Consider the following 13,324-nt stretch of genomic DNA (forward strand, 5'->3'; position numbering starts at 1 on the left):
ACCACATCGTGTGGGCCCAAACTACTCTCCGGAATGCCCCTGTGACTAGAGGTCCATAAGGTGTTTCTTCACGCCACTAATTCGGAGGCGAACGACAATAGGATTGCGTTATGGCAACACCTGCTCACGCCAATGACGGCATACTTTCTGGGATTCGAGTCCTAGATTTCTCCAGAGTTCTTGCCGGTCCCTACGCCACCATGACCTTGGCTGATTTTGGTGCCGACGTCATCAAAATTGAGAGTGCTGACGGAGATGACACGCGTGGCTGGCGTCCCCCCGTGGATGGCCAGGGTGTCTCTACCTACTTCTCGAGCGTGAACCGCAACAAACGCTCCGTCATTCTGGACCTGCGCTCGCCGGAGGGCAAGGCTCAGGCACAAGAACTTCTTGCCACGGCTGACGTGGTCATTGAGAACTTTCGTCCCGGTGTGATGACCAAGTTGGGTTTCAACTTTGAGGAAGCTAAGAAGATCAACCCCGGCATCATTTATTGCTCCATCACAGGTTTTGGTTCGGGCAAGGGGGCAGGCCTGGCAGGTTATGACCTCCTGGTTCAAGCCCTCGGTGGTCTGATGAGTGTCACCGGTCCTCAAGACGGTGGCCCCACCAAGGTGGGTGTCGCATTGATCGACATCATGACTGGGATGAACGCCGTGCAAGGCATCTTGCTCGCGTTGACTGCTCGGAAAGATGCAGACCCCGGTCAGTGGAAAGGTCAGCTCATTCAAGTTGACCTGATGACAACCCTGTTGGCTGCCATGACGAACCAGGCTTCAGCTGCACTGAATGCCGGGGTGACGCCAGTGAGATTGGGAAATGCTCATCCGAGCATTTCTCCGTATGAGCTCTATGACGCACACGATCGTCCGCTCTTGATTGCGGTGGGCAACGACAAGCAATTCCATACTTTGGTTCGTCTGATGGAGATGGAACATCTCGCTACTGACCCACGCTTTGCTGATAATCCGAGCCGTGCAACCCACCGTGAGCAGTTACGTGAACTTTTAGAAGGTGTTCTCACCACGCAACCTGGAGCGCACTGGGTTGCCCTGCTGAGTGCGGAGGGCGTGCCTGCAGGATTGGTCAATACTCTGCCTGAGGCATTTGATTTCGCTGATTCTCTCGGGCTTGATGCAGTGGTGGAGATTCCCACAGCCGATGGCGAACACCAGTTCCGACAGGTTGTGAACCCCATCCATATTCCTGGCCGAGGTGCCAGTTACAGGCTTGCTCCGCCCTCGCTGGGGGAGCATAGTGAAGATGTTCGCTGGCTCAGTCTCGATAAGGATGTCGAAGGCCGAGAAGGCGCGAGGTAAGGAAAAACAATGAGCACCAATGCATTCCCTGATGTTTCTGTGATGGACGAGGTCTTTGACCTCCACGCACTTCTTCAGCCGGACGAGATTGAGTGGGCCATGAAGGCGCGCACCTTCGCCCAGACACAGATCCGCCCGGTCATCGAGGATGACTTCGACAAGAAGTTCTTCCGCAAGGAACTCATTCCACAGATTGCTGCCGAAGGTTTCCTCGGAATGCACCTCAAGGGCTATGGCTGTGCTGGCGCCTCTGCTGTCAGCTATGGGCTGGTCTGCCTCGAGTTTGAAGCTGTCGACAGCGGTTGGCGCACGTTCATCTCTGTGATGGGTTCCTTGGCCATGTCTGCCATTTACAAATACGGCACCGAAGAACAGAAGAACCACTGGCTGCCTCAGATGGCTAAGGGCGAGAAGCTTGGCTGCTTCGGGCTGACCGAACCTCAGGGTGGAAGTGACCCTGCCAACATGCTCACCACCGCACAGAAGGTGGGTGACACCTGGGTGATCAATGGCGCGAAGCGTTGGATCGGTCTGGCAACCCTGGCAGATATCTGTATCCTGTGGGCAATGACCGATGAGGGTGTGCGCGGATTCATTGTGCCCACCGACACCCCAGGGTTCACCGCAACCGCTATTGAGGGCAAGCTCTCCATGCGCGCCTCGATTCAGTGCGACATTGAGCTCACCAACGTAGTTCTTCCCGCCGATGCGATTCTCCCCAACGCCAAGGGTCTCTCCAGCCCCTTCGGCTGCCTCAACGAAGCCCGTTACGGCATTATCTGGGGCGCCATGGGTGCAGCACGTGCATGTCTCGATGCTGCAATTAACCGCTCGAAGAGTCGTGACGTCTTTGGAAAGCCCATTGGGTCATTCCAGCTGACCCAGGCCAAGCTTGCGGACATGACCCTGGAATATGAAAAGGGTGTTCTGCTCGCCCTCCACATCGGGCGTCAGAAGGATGCCGGAACACTCAACATTGCTCAGATCAGTGTGGGCAAGCTCAACAGCGTTCGTGAAGCACTCAAGATTGCGCGCGAAGCGCGCACCATCTTGGGCGGCGATGGCATCACGGGTGAATTCCCCGTCATGCGCCACATGGCCAACCTTGAATCAGTGCGCACCTATGAGGGCACCGATGAGATTCACCAGCTGGTGATTGGTCGAGCTCTGACCGGGCTCAACGCCTTTAGCTAAAGAGCGGGTTTATAAGCCCGGGTAGTCCTCGTTATATGCGGCGAGAACTTCACCAATAGAAGCGTCCAATTTGAGGCCCCCCTTATCGAGATAGAGGCCTCGGGTGCAGAAGCGCTCGAGGTCTCTCTCGTTGTGGGAGACGAAGAAGAGGGTGCGACCTTCGGTCAGCATCTCTTCGATGCGGGAATAGCACTTGTTCTTGAAGGCCTTATCGCCCACAGCGAGAACTTCGTCCACGAGCAGGACAGGCTCTTCCAAGCTCGTGACAACCGAGAAAGCCAGGCGCACCTTCATGCCTGAGGAGAGGTGCTTGTAAGGGGTGTCGAGGAAGTCTTCGATCTCCGCGAATTCGATGATGCCATCGAACTTCGCCGCAACCTGGTCACGAGTCATGCCGTGGAGCCCGGCTGTGAGGAAGACGTTGTCGCGAACGGTGAGGTCATCAACGAATCCGCCGGTGATTTCAATCAGGGGAGCAACGCCTGCGTTGACGTTGATGGTTCCCTCATCGGGGATGAGCACGTTAGCAACCAGTTTGAGCAGCGTGGACTTACCCTGTCCATTACGTCCCACCACGCCAATTGCTTCACCGGGGTGAACGTCGAAGCTCACATGCTGCAGAGCCCAGAACTCGTTCGGCTTAGAGCGACGTGCCCGGGTGGAGAAGAGATCTTTGAAGGAGCGACGGCCCTTGTGATTGCGACGGAAACGAATTCCAGCGTCAGAAACAGTGATCACAGCAGAAGAAGTCATTAGATCTCCTTCAGTACAGAACGTTCAGCGCGCTTGAAGACCCACAAGCCCAGCGCCAAAATAACCACTGACATCGTCGCAGAAACCCCCACCACGGCCCAGTTGAGCTCTTCAGGGAAGAACGCTGCGCGATAGAGGTCAAAGATGCCAGAAAGTGGGTTGAAGGCCGCCCAGGGCTGGATTGCTGCGGGCAGGTCACCGAATGCGTAAATGATGGGGGACGCATAGAACAGGAAACGCAGCACCAGTTTGATCGCACGCTCCAGGTCTCTAAAGAACACGACCAGAGGCGCCACAATCAAGCCAATGCCAAAGGTGAGAATGGCTTGCAAAATGATTGCGAGGGGGAAGTAGACGACTTCCCAGCTGAGCTGAGCACCAGCTATAACGGCAAACAAGGCCAACACAGGCAACGCAAAGATGAACTCAATGCCTTTACCCAACACAATGCTGGCAACCCAGATGCTGCGGGGGATGGCAGTGGAGCGAACGAGTTTGGCTGACTTGAGGAATGCCCGGGTGGAGTCAGAGACAGCACCGTTGAACCACATCCAGGGAAGCAACCCTGCCAGCAGGAAGACGATGTAAGGCTCGGTGCCGGCAGCGCGCTGGAACACCTGAGTGAAGATGAACCAGTAGATGCCGCTCATGATGAGGGGATCAAGAACCGACCAGACATAGCCCAGGGCACTGGTGGAGTAGCGAACCTTAAGGTCTCGTCGAGTCAGCAGCCACAGAGCGTGACGATAGCGCGCGAAAGCAGACCGTTGATACGGTGACTGTTCCACAGATGCGCTCACGAAATACGAGCCTACGGCTAGAAAGAGCCCGAAGGACTAAACGTAGAGGTTGGCGCGCTCAAGGTCCTCAGCAAAGTCGATTTCGACTGCGTAGAGGTCAGAGATGTCGATGGGCTCAACGAGAACGCCATCCTGCTCGATAGCGAGCTCAAGGCCACGCTCGAAGTAGTCCTGATCGTTGACCTTGTTCAGCTGACGAAGCAGAACTGCCTTGTCCTTAGCGGAGATGTAGTTGATACCCACTGCCTCACCCAGGCCGCCCTTGACGGTCTTGGAGAGTTCCTTGATGTAACCCTCGGCAGTGGTGGTGTACTTGACCTCTTCGTCGGAGACAGAGGATGTGTTCACGGAGACGAAGGACTGGTCGCGCACGATCAGCTCAGACGCACGAACGAGAGCGGCGGGGTCGAAGACCACGTCACCGTTCATCCACAAAACACCACCGGTGCTGGAAGCGCGAAGTGCACGCATCAGCGACTTAGAGGTGTTGGTGGTGTCGTACTGCTCGTTGTAAACGAAGTTCACGTCAGGGAAAGCCTCGATGATGTGCTCGAGCTTGTAGCCGACAACGACAGTGATGTGTGCGTCGTCACCGAATGCGAAACGGATGTTTTCCATCTGCTGCTGCATGATGGTGCGGCCGTCGCTGAGTTCAGTCAGGGGCTTGGGCAGTGAGCGGCCCAAACGGCTACCCATGCCAGCGGCAAGAATGACAACCTGCGTAGTCACGATAAATCTCCTTGAGTGGTGTATTCGATGCACCAGGAAGAAAGCAAAACGGGCATCAGAAAATGTCGATAGAACGACACCCCGTTATGTCTCCTCTAGTTTACCCGGCGTTTACCTAAAAAATCCAGACATTAGGCGCGTTTGTTGCCTTTTCGTGACTGTTTTCACAGGGTTCACTCAGGGGCCTTCCGCCTCATAGAATTGGCATATGAGCTCGACATTCCCTGATGGCACCCCACTGGAGACCGGTGGTGGCACAGCAACCCTGGACCGCGAGCTCGAAGAACTCCTGCGCAATGAGCAATTAGAAGATGGCGACCACGATCGTTTCTCTCACTACGTGAAGAAGGACGACATCTTGAAGTCGGCCCTCTCGGGCAAGCCCGTGAAGGCGCTGTGCGGCAAGAAGTGGACTCCAGGACGCGATCCCGAGAAGTTCCCGGTCTGCCAAACCTGTAAAGACATCTACGAGAAGATGGCGAATGACTAGCGGCAAGTTCAACCGCAACGCCCCCATCGGTGTCTTTGACTCGGGTGTAGGCGGACTCACGGTAGCCAGGGCAATTCGTGACTCTCTGCCGCATGAATCAATTATTTATATCGGTGACACTGCCCACTCGCCCTATGGCACCAAGAGCATTGCTGATGTGCGCACATACTCCCTCAATGTTCTCGACAATCTGGTTGAGCAGGGTGTGAAGATGTTGGTCATCGCCTGCAACACCGCCAGTGCCGCCATGCTGCGTGATGCTCGCGAGCGTTATGACGTTCCCGTAGTGGAAGTCATCCAGCCTGCAGTGCGCGGAGCACTTGCTGCGACCCGTAACAACCGCATTGGTGTGATCGGGACCACAGCCACCATCAACTCGCGCGCCTATAACGATGCCTTCGCTGCAGCACCTCACCTCGAGCTGTTTACCCAAGCTGCTCCTCGCTTCGTGGAATTTGTGGAAGCAGGAAACACTAGCGGTGAAGAAGTTCTCCGGGTAGCACGTGACTACCTTCAGCCCCTCATCGAGGCAGAAGTCGACACTTTGGTCCTCGGCTGCACGCACTACCCCTTCCTGCGTGGAGCTATCTCCTATGTCATGGGGGACCACGTTCGCTTGGTTGCCAGTGATAACGAGACCGCCAAAGATGTCTATCGCGAACTGGTCAACCGTGAACTCGACCGCGTAATCCCCACACCACCCACCTACCGCTATGAGGCAACAGGAGATAACACGGCAGAGTTCCTGCGCCTGTCATCCCTGTTCCTCGGCCCCCAAGTTCTCACCGTGGACTACACCCCCACCGGTGCTATCGATCTTCCCCTCAACTAAAGGAAACCATGTCAGAGAACATCACTCGTGCAGACGGCCGCGCCGTTGACCAGCTTCGTGAAATCACTATTGAGCGTGGCTGGAGCGAACAGGCAGAAGGCTCCGCACTGATTTCCTTTGGCAAGACCAAGGTTCTCTGCACAGCATCTTTCACCAATGGTGTTCCTCGCTGGATGACGGGCAAAGGTAAAGGCTGGGTGACCGCTGAATACGCGATGATTCCTCGCTCCACCAACTCCCGCATGGACCGTGAAGCAGTCAAGGGCAAGATAGGTGGCCGCACCCACGAGATTTCCCGACTCATCGGCCGCTCACTGCGTGCAGTGGTCAACACCAAGGCACTCGGTGAAAACACCATCGTGATCGACTGCGATGTACTCCAGGCAGATGGTGGCACCCGCACTGCAGCAATCACCGGCGCCTATGTCGCGCTCGCCGAAGCAATCAAGTGGGGCAAGGAAAACAACTTCATCGCCAAGAGTTCAGAGCCTCTGATCGACAGCGTTGCCGCTGTATCGGTGGGCATCATTGATGGCACTCCCATGCTTGACCTCGCCTATGTCGAAGATGTCCGCGCGGAGACCGACATGAATGTCGTGGTCACCGGTCGCGGACTGTTCGTCGAAGTTCAGGGCACCGCCGAAGGAGCACCCTTCGATCGCGATGAGTTGAACTCGTTGCTTGACTTGGCTATCGCCGGATCAGCAGACCTCACCAACTTCCAGCGTCAGGCCCTTGCCTAAGTCATGAACACCTTCGTGCTCGCCACCCACAATCAACACAAGATTGAGGAATTCAACGCGATTCTGGGCGAGCTCGTTCCCGGGATTACCGTCATTGGCTATGACGGCCCCGAGCCGATTGAAGACGGTGTGAGTTTTGCCGAGAACGCGCTGATTAAAGCGCGTGCGGCGGCAGCTCACACGGGTCTTCCTTCGCTTTCGGATGACTCGGGTGTGTGCGTTGATGTGCTCGGTGGCATGCCCGGTATTTTCTCTGCCCGCTGGGCTGGTAATGCCAAAGACAACGCTGCGAACGTGAAGCTATTGCTGGAGCAGATGAGTGATGTGCGCGATGGCGACCGCGGCGCCCACTTCACCTGCCATATTGCAGTGGTCTTCCCTAAGACCAATGAAGAATTTGTCGTGGTCGGGAACTGGCCGGGCACAATCGCCCGTGAAGTTCATGGCGTGAACGGCTTTGGCTACGACCCCGTGTTTATTCCGGAAGGGTTTGAAGTCACTGCAGCAATTCTCGATCCCACAGAGAAGAACAAACTCAGTCACCGCTCTCGCGCACTGCAGGCACTTGCTGACAGACTCAGTGCATGACTGATTTAGCTGGCAAGCGCATCCTCGTTACCGGAGCATCTGGTGCTCTGGGTTCACGCATAGCTCAGCAGCTTTCTGCTGCCGGAGCACAGCTTGTCTTGACTGGCCGCGATGCTGACAAGCTCCAAGCGCTGGGTCTTCAGGCAGAGCTCTTCACGCTCGACCTCGCTCTCCCCGGCGCTGCAGCTTCACTGATGAGCACGGTGACATCTGCTGGCCAGCTCGACGGTGTCGTTATTGCCCACGGTGTGGTGGCCTTTGGTCCCGTTGCAGAACTTGACGCACAGACGTTACAGACGTTGCAGGCGCTCAATCAGACCAGCCCTATAGAACTCCTGACGTCCTCGATTCCTGCACTGCTGGCAGCTAAGGCAGCGGGCAGTGAACCTTTCGTGTTGACCATCTCAGGTGTGATTGCAGATATGCCCACTGCGGGAATGGCCGCCTATGGTGCCAGCAAGGCAGGACTTAAGTCCTTCGTTTCAGCAACACAGCGTGAACTTCGCCGCGAAGGAATTCGCGTGCTGGACACTCGTCCCCCACACACCGAGACAGGTTTAGCTTCCAAAGCTATTGCCGGTGTTGCGCCAACGATGCCTCAGGGCTTGGATCCTGATGCTGTGGCCGCTCGCATTGTTGCTGCCATCGTCAATGACGAAAAGGATGTTCCTGCGGAACTCTTTAGCTAGTACAGATCAGTTGCTGTTCCAGAAACTTTCATTCTGGAACCACCGATGGTCAGCATGATCGAGCTGGGACGCCCCATGTCATCACCCTGGAAGATGGTGACGTGGTCACCAGAGCCATAGATTCCGTTGTCGCGGAAGTAAGCGCCTAAAGCAGCCGCGGCAGAGCCTGTTGCAGGGTCTTCATAGATTCCCACTCCGGGTCCCGGATTGCGAGAGTGCCATCTGCGACCATGCGGATCGCCTTCATCTGGATACACCAGTTGAAGAGTGGTCCACCCGTGTTCTTGCATCAGTTCTTTGAGAACGTCATAGTCGTAGTCCATCGAGGCGAGGGTCTCTCGGCTGTCCAGAACCAGGATGGGGTGGGCATTGCCTACAATCCCCACGGCGGGGGTGAAGCGGGTATCCAGATCTGACTCGTCCCAATCCAGGGCGTCCAAGATGTCATAGACCAGATCAGGATCCAGAGGCTGAAGAGTTGCGGGGGGAGAGGTCAGGGTCGCCACGACTGAGCGCCCCGCGACGGTGACATCGACCTCAACAGGGCCAGCATTGGTGCTGAGTTCGTAAACTCCATCACCGAATTCGCGACCCAGCACAACACCGGATGCGATTGTGGCGTGACCACAGAAGGCAACCTCGGCTTCGGGGGTGAAGTAGCGAATCTGGTAGCTGTTCTCTCGGTCCTTGTGGGGGAAGAGGAACGCCGTTTCTGAGTAGCCGACATCGTGGGCTACAGCGTGCATCTCGGAATCTGTCATCCCCGTTGCATCGAGAACGACACCGGCAGGATTACCACCCTCTGGATCATCGCTGAAAGCGGTGAGGCGAAGAACTTCGCGAGAGGACATGTTTAGTTGGTCGAGTCTGCGTCGTGCTTGCCGTGAGGCTTCTGCACGAAGTCATCCTGCTTGAGGACGAGCTTCTCAGCTTCCTCGTGGGTGACAACGTGGCCTTCAGGAGCATGCTTGAACGCAGCTTCCTTCTTGGCGCGACGTGCCTTCATGACAGCTTGGATGTAGTGGTAGATGCTCGGAATCAAGACGACGACAACAACACCGAGAAGAACGATATCGATGTAGTCCTGAACGAATGCGGCGACGACGGGGATGTGTCCCACGCCATAGCCGAGAGCGGTCAGGCCTGTACCCCAGACGATCGCACCGATGAGGTTGTAGAGGGTGTACTTCTTGTAGTTCATGTGGCCTACGCCTGCTGCAACAGGAGCGAAGGTGCGTACGACAGGAACGAAGCGCGCGATGATGACGGCGAAGCCGCCATATCGGATGAAGAAGCTGTTAGTTCGTTCAACGTTCTTCTTGCTGAAGAAGCCACTTTCGTTCTTTTCAAAAACGCTTGGCCCAAATTTATGGCCGATGAGGTAGCCGACCTCACCACCGATGAATGCTCCGGCACTAATTGCTGCGCACACCACAAAGATGTTGGCGCCAAAAGTATCCGTCACGGTGAGGACACCGGCTGAGATCAGAAGGGTGTCACCAGGGAGCAAGAAGCCAACTAGCAGGCCAGTTTCAGCAAAGACAATGAATGCCACACCGAGCAGGGCATAAGGCCCAAAGCCGTCGATGAGGTTTGCAGGGTCAAGCCAAGGAATCAACGAAGTGTGCATAGTGGTTCAAGCTTACTGGCTCGCTTCGAGGAAGCTTTCAGCTAATTTGCAGGGTTGTTGCGACGGTCGCGGCGCTCGAGAATCCAGGTTCGAATGCTGAAGATGATGGACGCTGTGATGAAGAAACCAGCAATCACATAGGCCGCAGCTTTCACGCCGGGAATGCTGGCTGCGTAGTAGCCGACCAGCGTGAGCCCAACGCCCCAGGCAAGGGCGCCCACAAAGTTGCTGGTGAGGAATTTGAAGTAGTTCATCTTGCCAATACCGGCAACCCAGGGAACAAAGACACGAGCCCAGGGGATGAATCGGGCAATGACAACCGACCACCAGCCGTAGGAGTTATAAAACTTCTCCACCCGAGCAATGATCTTTTTCATGCGCGGACCACTCTTGCGATCCAAATAAGGACGTCCCAAGTGTCTGCCCAAAATGAAGCCAACTTGGTCGCCAATAAAGGCGGCAATACCCACACCCAGCGCCAAGATCCAGACGCTCAATTCGGGAGTGGCAGCCGTCACTAAGCCGGAAGCAAAGAGCAGAGAGTCACCGGTAATGAACGGGATAAACGCTCCCACAAACAAACCGGTTCCAGCAAAGACCAGACCCCACACAACGAGGTAGAAGACGACAACGCCGACCTGCGAAAACAGGTCAGTCATTTGCCCGTCAAGTGCGGAGGCGTGCAACATGTGTGCTCTTTCTCAAGGGAAAACCAAAGAACTATTTGTACGGGAGAAGGGACTTGAACCCTCACGCCTCTCGGCACCAGAACCTAAATCTGGCGTGTATACCAATTTCACCACTCCCGCGAGTGTTACCTGACTAGTTTATGTGTCATTCTGGTTCAACCGCTCACTCCCTCCTGAGAGGACACCTCGACGTGACCACCGCGCCCCAGCACCGCTTCCTACTGCTAGATGGCATGCGTGGCGTTGCCGCCTTGGGTGTGCTGGCCTTCCACGTCACCGTGAGTGCTTCTTCTGATTTCCAGCAGCTGGCTTCTTTTTATCTGTTCGTAGATTTCTTCTTCGTGCTCAGCGGCTTTGTGCTCTGGCCGAGCATGCCTCAGAGTTCACGCGGCTTGGGGAAAGCTTCACGGATCTTTATCGTGAAAAGAATCTTCCGCTTTTGGCCCCTGGCAGTCACCAGCTTGGTGGTGGCATTAATTGCGTTGGATTCAGAGCGCAACTCACTCCTCGCGAAAGATAACTTCACTACGCCCTATGGCAGTTTGGCGGGTTTGCCCGCGGATGAACGCGTGCACATTCTGGTCATCGCTTTCCTTCTTCTCCAAGTTCTTCTTGCCGCAGCAATTGCGATCAACGTTCCCTTGTGGTCACTCTCTGCAGAGTGGATTGCCAACGTCATCTATGCACCACTCACGGCAATCAAATGGGGTTTAGGCATCATCGCTGCTATTGCTGCGGGGTATCTGATGTTGTGGATCGGCCTCACGTTTGATGCGTCCTTCATCGAATACAGCGGACCTATCCGCGGCTTTGAAGCAGTCGGCCGGGCCTTCTTGGGATTCGGCATAGGTTTACTGCTCCGCAAGTACCTCACCCAGCTCTCTCGATTCCGAAACTGGTGGCTGCTGGCGCTCTCCATTGCATTGGTGGTCTCTCTGTTCTTCATTGAAGATGAGTGGCATTGGAACTCTTACCGCTATGCCATTACCTATTTTGCAGCCCCCGTCTTTGCGCTCTTGATCTTGCAACTCACAAAGTTCGAGGTCACCCCGGGGACGCGTAAGGCCAAAGTTTTGACATTTATGGGGGTGTATTCCTTTGGTGTCTATGTGTTCCATCAGCCGCTTATTCAATGGTCCAACGTTGTCCTGGGAACGCCATCGGGAGTATTTCCCGCCAACAAATGGATCTACTTCTTCTTGGTGCAGTCTGTGAGCATCACCATTGTGTCGATTTTGTTCACACTGACTGCCCGGACGTTGATCGAAAAACCCGTGCAGAGTTGGGGAAGAAAACTCACAGCCAAGATGGTGCAGAAATCCTCTTCGTCCTAGTCGTTTAGACTCTCTTCGTGGCTAAATTCGTCAAAACCCCCTTCACCATCGAGGTCTACGACCTGATGCACCGTCCAGGTGAGCAGCGTGAGCGTGAGCTTGATTTTGCTGCACCCGAAAAGTTGGGCGAAGGAATCATTGCTGTTCCCGAGGGTGAAAACATCCACATCGACGTGCGTCTCGAGTCTCTGGGCGATGGCATTTTGGTCTCCGCTGAGGTCGAAACAACGGCCTTCGGAGAGTGCGGAAGATGCCTCGAGCCCATCGAGCAGGACCTCGAAGTCGAATTTCAGGAACTTTTCGCGTATTCTGTAGACGAAGCTTTTGACTATGAGGTTCACGACGACCACGTGGATCTTGAACCTCTCGTCAGGGAAGCGGTTGTGCTTGCACTTCCGTTCCAGCCGGTATGCCGTCCAGATTGTGCTGGTCTCGATCCTGAGACTGGTGAACGCTTGGCAAAACCACTGGATTCCACGCTGGAAGAGACGTTAGACCCGAGATGGGCTGCGCTCAGCCAGTTGGCAGCTTCCACAGACAACGGTGACACAAGCACCGGTAAAAAGAAGTAAGTAAGAAGAGAAGAGATAGCCATGGCTGTTCCCAAGCGCAAAATGTCGCGAGCTAGCACTCGCATGCGCCGTGCCCAGTGGAAGGCAACTGCTGCCACCCTCGTGAAGAGCGTTGACGCTAACGGCAAGGTTTCCTACAGCCTTCCTCACCGCGCCAAGGTTGTTGAAGACTCTGCTGGCACCCCACTCTTCATGGAGTACAAGGGCCGCAAGGTAGCTGACGTTTAGTCACACCCTTTAGGCGAGTGAGCATGAGCTCTCCTGCTTCAGGTCATCAGACCGATATCTCGAGTCTCTCGAGTTCTCTTGGCATACCCCTTGACGGGGAGCTCTACGAGCTTGCCTTGACGCACCGTTCCTATGCCTATGAGCATGGGGGCATTGCCAACAACGAACGTCTGGAATTCCTCGGCGACTCGGTATTGGGGCAGGCCGTCACGGTCATGCTTTATAACAACAACCCTGGACTCGACGAGGGTGACCTGGCTAAGCGTCGGGCATCACTAGTCTCGACCATTGCGCTAGCTGAAGTCGCCCGCAGTATTGAACTCGGGCAGTTCATTCGTCTGGGTAACGGTGAAGAACTCACCGGTGGTCGCAATAAGGATTCGATCCTGGCAGACACGGTGGAAGCTCTGTTCGGAGCTGCTTTTCTGACTGCAGGTCCTGAAGCTGCCAACACCCTGGTGCTGCGACTGATTGAGCCATTGCTTGATAACCCAGAACGTTTTGGTGCCGCGATGGACCCTAAAACCAGTCTGCAAGAAGCTGTAGCCAAGCTGGGGACTGCTGTTCCCGTGTATTCGGTTGAAGCAGACGGTCCTGACCACGCACGTGTCTTCACGGCCACGGTTACCGTCGGCGATCTCATCTCCGCAACGGGGACTGGCACCAGCAAGAAGCATGCTGAGATGTCTGCGGCATTGACTGCATGGACATCGCTCAGCGAGAAGAACTAGTTC

The 13,324-nt window shown here is 55.5% G+C and carries 17 protein-coding genes and 1 tRNA gene; 11 read left to right on the forward strand and 7 right to left on the reverse strand.

What is annotated here, in order from left to right; translation table 11 throughout:
- The first annotated feature begins 110 nt into the window (after positions 1 to 110).
- Together M2118_RS01735 and M2118_RS01740 are read left to right on the forward strand one after the other, a co-directional pair.
- Positions 111 to 1,319, forward strand: coding sequence for a CaiB/BaiF CoA transferase family protein (locus M2118_RS01735; protein ID WP_280794236.1), 1,209 nt, complete (start codon positions 111 to 113; stop codon positions 1,317 to 1,319).
- 9 nt (positions 1,320 to 1,328) lie between these two features.
- A complete protein-coding gene (locus tag M2118_RS01740) occupies positions 1,329 to 2,513 on the forward strand; it encodes an acyl-CoA dehydrogenase family protein (protein ID WP_280794237.1) in 1,185 nt (394 codons plus the stop codon).
- Between the two features lie 9 nt (positions 2,514 to 2,522).
- Here M2118_RS01740 and M2118_RS01745 read toward each other — a convergent pair whose 3' ends face one another.
- From M2118_RS01745 to M2118_RS01755, 3 genes are read right to left on the reverse strand one after another with little or no spacing between them, the layout of a single operon-like run.
- Positions 2,523 to 3,266 carry an ABC transporter ATP-binding protein gene (locus M2118_RS01745; RefSeq protein ID WP_280794238.1) on the reverse strand — a complete coding sequence of 248 codons (744 nt, stop codon included), beginning with the start codon at positions 3,264 to 3,266 and terminating at the stop codon, positions 2,523 to 2,525.
- Positions 3,266 to 4,066: an ABC transporter permease gene (locus M2118_RS01750; protein WP_280794239.1), complete on the reverse strand. Its 801-nt coding sequence runs from the start codon at positions 4,064 to 4,066 to the stop codon at positions 3,266 to 3,268. The genes M2118_RS01745 and M2118_RS01750 overlap by 1 nt, the downstream gene beginning before the upstream one ends.
- 36 nt (positions 4,067 to 4,102) lie before the next feature.
- Positions 4,103 to 4,795: a phosphocholine cytidylyltransferase family protein gene (locus tag M2118_RS01755; protein ID WP_280794240.1), complete on the reverse strand. Its 693-nt coding sequence runs from the start codon at positions 4,793 to 4,795 to the stop codon at positions 4,103 to 4,105.
- A gap of 208 nt (positions 4,796 to 5,003) precedes the next feature.
- On the opposite strand from M2118_RS01755, the gene M2118_RS01760 reads away from it, so the two are divergent.
- From M2118_RS01760 to M2118_RS01780, 5 genes are read left to right on the forward strand one after another with little or no spacing between them, the layout of a single operon-like run.
- A complete protein-coding gene (locus tag M2118_RS01760) occupies positions 5,004 to 5,285 on the forward strand; it encodes a DUF3039 domain-containing protein (protein WP_280794241.1) in 282 nt (93 codons plus the stop codon).
- Positions 5,278 to 6,117: a glutamate racemase gene (murI, locus tag M2118_RS01765; RefSeq protein WP_280794242.1), complete on the forward strand. Its 840-nt coding sequence runs from the start codon at positions 5,278 to 5,280 to the stop codon at positions 6,115 to 6,117. Before M2118_RS01760 ends, murI begins: the two co-directional genes overlap by 8 nt.
- Positions 6,118 to 6,125: 8 nt before the next feature.
- The gene (gene rph, locus M2118_RS01770; protein WP_280794243.1) at positions 6,126 to 6,860 is read left to right on the forward strand and encodes a ribonuclease PH; all 735 of its coding nucleotides are present in this window, start codon (positions 6,126 to 6,128) and stop codon (positions 6,858 to 6,860) included.
- 3 nt (positions 6,861 to 6,863) lie between these two features.
- On the forward strand, positions 6,864 to 7,448 hold the full coding sequence (gene rdgB / locus M2118_RS01775) for an RdgB/HAM1 family non-canonical purine NTP pyrophosphatase (RefSeq protein WP_280794244.1): 585 nt from the start codon (positions 6,864 to 6,866) through the stop codon (positions 7,446 to 7,448).
- The gene (locus M2118_RS01780) at positions 7,445 to 8,137 is read left to right on the forward strand and encodes an SDR family NAD(P)-dependent oxidoreductase (protein ID WP_280794245.1); all 693 of its coding nucleotides are present in this window, start codon (positions 7,445 to 7,447) and stop codon (positions 8,135 to 8,137) included. Before rdgB ends, M2118_RS01780 begins: the two co-directional genes overlap by 4 nt.
- Here the strand turns inward: M2118_RS01780 and M2118_RS01785 are convergent.
- The 4 genes from M2118_RS01785 to M2118_RS01800 all read right to left on the reverse strand — a co-directional run bounded on the left by M2118_RS01785 (position 8,134) and on the right by M2118_RS01800 (position 10,576).
- Complete coding sequence (locus M2118_RS01785; protein ID WP_280794246.1) at positions 8,134 to 8,988, reverse strand: PhzF family phenazine biosynthesis protein; 855 nt, start codon at positions 8,986 to 8,988, stop codon at positions 8,134 to 8,136. The genes M2118_RS01780 and M2118_RS01785 overlap by 4 nt on opposite strands.
- Positions 8,989 to 8,990: 2 nt before the next feature.
- Entirely contained in the window at positions 8,991 to 9,767 is a 777-nt protein-coding gene (locus M2118_RS01790) for a DedA family protein (RefSeq protein WP_280794247.1), read from the reverse strand.
- Positions 9,768 to 9,808: 41 nt separating this feature from the next.
- Positions 9,809 to 10,426, reverse strand: coding sequence for a DedA family protein (locus M2118_RS01795; RefSeq protein WP_280794248.1), 618 nt, complete (start codon positions 10,424 to 10,426; stop codon positions 9,809 to 9,811).
- A 68-nt stretch (positions 10,427 to 10,494) separates the two neighbouring features.
- A tRNA-Leu gene (locus tag M2118_RS01800) sits at positions 10,495 to 10,576 on the reverse strand.
- Between the two features lie 71 nt (positions 10,577 to 10,647).
- On the opposite strand from M2118_RS01800, the gene M2118_RS01805 reads away from it, so the two are divergent.
- The 4 genes from M2118_RS01805 to rnc all read left to right on the forward strand — a co-directional run bounded on the left by M2118_RS01805 (position 10,648) and on the right by rnc (position 13,321).
- Complete coding sequence (locus M2118_RS01805) at positions 10,648 to 11,790, forward strand: acyltransferase family protein (RefSeq protein ID WP_280794249.1); 1,143 nt, start codon at positions 10,648 to 10,650, stop codon at positions 11,788 to 11,790.
- A 65-nt stretch (positions 11,791 to 11,855) separates the two neighbouring features.
- Positions 11,856 to 12,362 carry a DUF177 domain-containing protein gene (locus tag M2118_RS01810; protein WP_280794388.1) on the forward strand — a complete coding sequence of 169 codons (507 nt, stop codon included), beginning with the start codon at positions 11,856 to 11,858 and terminating at the stop codon, positions 12,360 to 12,362.
- A 21-nt stretch (positions 12,363 to 12,383) separates the two neighbouring features.
- Positions 12,384 to 12,590, forward strand: coding sequence for a 50S ribosomal protein L32 (gene rpmF / locus M2118_RS01815; RefSeq protein WP_110233896.1), 207 nt, complete (start codon positions 12,384 to 12,386; stop codon positions 12,588 to 12,590).
- Between the two features lie 23 nt (positions 12,591 to 12,613).
- Positions 12,614 to 13,321, forward strand: a complete 708-nt coding sequence (gene rnc, locus M2118_RS01820; RefSeq protein WP_280794250.1) for a ribonuclease III — start codon at positions 12,614 to 12,616, stop codon at positions 13,319 to 13,321.
- The last annotated feature ends 3 nt before the right edge of the window (positions 13,322 to 13,324 follow it).

Source organism: Aurantimicrobium minutum, from assembly GCF_029892845.1.
GTDB lineage: Bacteria > Actinomycetota > Actinomycetes > Actinomycetales > Microbacteriaceae > Aurantimicrobium > Aurantimicrobium minutum_B.

Excerpts from the sequence above, each read along its gene's own strand:
- M2118_RS01780 (WP_280794245.1), top strand. The coding sequence starts at position 7,445 with ATGACTGATTTAGCTGGCAAGCGCATCCTCGTTACCGGAGCATCTGGT.
- rnc (WP_280794250.1), top strand. The coding sequence starts at position 12,614 with ATGAGCTCTCCTGCTTCAGGTCATCAGACCGATATCTCGAGTCTCTCG.
- murI (WP_280794242.1), top strand. The coding sequence starts at position 5,278 with ATGACTAGCGGCAAGTTCAACCGCAACGCCCCCATCGGTGTCTTTGAC.
- M2118_RS01810 (WP_280794388.1), top strand. The coding sequence starts at position 11,856 with ATGCACCGTCCAGGTGAGCAGCGTGAGCGTGAGCTTGATTTTGCTGCA.
- M2118_RS01760 (WP_280794241.1), top strand. The coding sequence starts at position 5,004 with ATGAGCTCGACATTCCCTGATGGCACCCCACTGGAGACCGGTGGTGGC.
- rdgB (WP_280794244.1), top strand. The coding sequence starts at position 6,864 with ATGAACACCTTCGTGCTCGCCACCCACAATCAACACAAGATTGAGGAA.
- rpmF (WP_110233896.1), top strand. The coding sequence starts at position 12,384 with ATGGCTGTTCCCAAGCGCAAAATGTCGCGAGCTAGCACTCGCATGCGC.
- M2118_RS01745 (WP_280794238.1), bottom strand. The coding sequence starts at position 3,266 with ATGACTTCTTCTGCTGTGATCACTGTTTCTGACGCTGGAATTCGTTTC.
- M2118_RS01795 (WP_280794248.1), bottom strand. The coding sequence starts at position 10,426 with ATGACTGACCTGTTTTCGCAGGTCGGCGTTGTCGTCTTCTACCTCGTT.
- M2118_RS01735 (WP_280794236.1), top strand. The coding sequence starts at position 111 with ATGGCAACACCTGCTCACGCCAATGACGGCATACTTTCTGGGATTCGA.
- M2118_RS01790 (WP_280794247.1), bottom strand. The coding sequence starts at position 9,767 with ATGCACACTTCGTTGATTCCTTGGCTTGACCCTGCAAACCTCATCGAC.
- rph (WP_280794243.1), top strand. The coding sequence starts at position 6,126 with ATGTCAGAGAACATCACTCGTGCAGACGGCCGCGCCGTTGACCAGCTT.
- M2118_RS01740 (WP_280794237.1), top strand. The coding sequence starts at position 1,329 with ATGAGCACCAATGCATTCCCTGATGTTTCTGTGATGGACGAGGTCTTT.
- M2118_RS01785 (WP_280794246.1), bottom strand. The coding sequence starts at position 8,988 with ATGTCCTCTCGCGAAGTTCTTCGCCTCACCGCTTTCAGCGATGATCCA.